This is a genomic window from Streptomyces albipurpureus (assembly GCF_023701525.1).
GTDB lineage: Bacteria > Actinomycetota > Actinomycetes > Streptomycetales > Streptomycetaceae > Streptomyces > Streptomyces albipurpureus.
On record NZ_JAMQAW010000061.1, the window covers coordinates 1 to 2,082 of the forward strand.

Below are 2,082 nucleotides of genomic sequence, written 5' to 3' on the forward strand. Positions count from 1 at the left end.
CCTCGCCGGTGTTGGTCCAGGCTTCGGTGATCCGGCGCAGTGCATCGAGGGCGAAGCACTGGGTGATCGACACCCTCGGCAGCATCCTCGGCCAGACCGACGCCCCGGACGACCCGCCCACCGCAACCGTCGTCCGCTGACGTTGCCGTCACCGTTGCCGTCAAACGCCTCTGGGCCCGCTGAACATCAGCGGGCCCAGAGGCGTTCGGGCCACAGTGAAGAATCTCCGTGCTTCAAGATTCTTCAATTCGGAGACCCTTCAAGAACGAGAAGCCGATTGAGATTTCGAATCCCCGAATTCCATTGAACTGACCAACTCGCCATCGAGTCGGAGAGGTTCAAACGCAGAAACCCTCGGAACCTATCACTGCTTCGAGAGCATCGAAATCCCACCTGTCGCAAGGGAGAACATTCGGACAAGAGCCTTCCGGACATCCGGGTCACGATCAAGCCGTTCCAACGATTCGAACCTTGCCGGATCAAGATCGATCGTGGTAATTCCGCCAGCTTCCTTTCCGTCTGTGGACGAGAACAACACGAGGCACCTGTACGCCCGCACAGCACCCCCTCGCTCCTCCCGCATCAGCGTTTGGAGGACGACAGCGCCATCCTTGACTTGACTGCGGAGCGCGTCCACCGAGGACCACCGAGTTGCCCAGGATCGCTCCTCTGCTTCCAGCTGGATCGCCAACAGCGTTTCGAAGCTGATCTGACATACCCGAAAGTCAGGGTCAGTTGAATGAATCAGAGCCATGAGGCACTACTCCGGATCGTAGACATCAATGCGTATTTCCGTATCCGGGTCGATGCGTCCGTCCTGGATCCTTCTTTGGAGTTCATCCTTGCGATGATGTCCTCCAAGAATCTTGCCGTCACGCGAGACGAGGATTCCGTCTCCGTCGCCAGGATTGTTGATCCCGTCCAGGAGCTCGTCATTACTCAATTCCTCGTGATACCACTGTGACGCCGGATCTCGGGTCTTCTGCCCATCGGTGTAATTGCCGATATCACCAGCCTTCTCGTTACGGGTCGAAATCCCGCACGGCCCGGAATTGTGAACGAGTACCGGCGTCTGCCCTGCGAGTACATAGTACGTGTGCAGGTCGTCGACGGTCAGGTTGTAGGTTTTGGTGTGCCTGGTGAAGGGGCGGTTCGCGGTGACGGTGACGGTGTCGCCGTCGTCCGTGAGGAGGGTCATGCCCTTTGCGAGGTCGGCAGCGTCGAGCCAGCGACTTCCGGAGGGGGACCAGAAGGGGTGTTCGTTGGTTGCGGTCAGGGGTTGGATGCCGTCATCGGTGGCGATGGTCAGCCTATTGAGGCCCTTATCGGCTTTATCGGATTTGGTGGTGATGAGTTGGGTGACTTTTCGCGGTCCTGATTCACCGGTTTCGGGGTTTGTGGCGATGACCGTGTTGCCGACTTCTATGTCCTCGATGTTCTTCGTTGTGCCGTCGGCCATGAGGACGTCGGTGCCAGCGAGGAAGGAATTCGGGCAGCGGGTTGGCTTTGGCTTTGCCGGTTTTGCTGGCTTGCGGCCGAAGAGGGCTCCCAGAAGGCCGGGGATTTGGTAGGCGGCACTGGATGTGTCGTACCCTTGGCTTTCCATGTAGTTGTCGTATTGGCTGCCGTAGTCGCATCCGGGACTGCCTGGGCCCCCTTCGTTCCAGCAGTCTGAATCGACGAGCCAACCGCCCATTTCTGCGGCGTATGGAACAGTCGATATGGCTCCGTAAAATACTTCGCCGACACCGTAGTAGATTGACTCGCCCCAGTTGCGGTCCGGTTTGCTGCTCTTTTTCTTGCCGCCGCTGTGTCCTCCTCCGCCGCTGCCCCCACCGTTCCCGCTGTGTCCTCCGCCGCCCCCACCGCTTCCTCCGCCGCTGTTCTTGCCGCTTCCGCCGCCGCCGCTGCCCTTGGTGTGAGTCGGTTTCGGGTAGCTGGTGGGTGCGGTGCCCGGGCCGCCTGTTTGGTTGACGCAGGTGATGTTGGCGCACCATGCGCCGTAGAGGCCTGTGGGGTCGCTGATGACGACAGGGTTGTTGTTGCCGTAGGTGTACCCGTGCATCTGCTGGGCGTCGGCGA

General features: G+C 59.9%; 2 protein-coding genes. Both read right to left on the bottom strand.

The annotated features are described in order from the left end of the window. Positions 1–364: 364 nt before the first annotated feature. On the bottom strand, positions 365–754 hold the full coding sequence (locus NBG84_RS33695; RefSeq protein ID WP_250923479.1) for a hypothetical protein: 390 nt from the start codon (positions 752–754) through the stop codon (positions 365–367). A 6-nt stretch (positions 755–760) separates the two neighbouring features. After that, a partial coding sequence (locus tag NBG84_RS33700; protein WP_250923480.1) for a polymorphic toxin-type HINT domain-containing protein occupies positions 761–2,082 on the bottom strand: 1,322 nt, incomplete at its 5' end.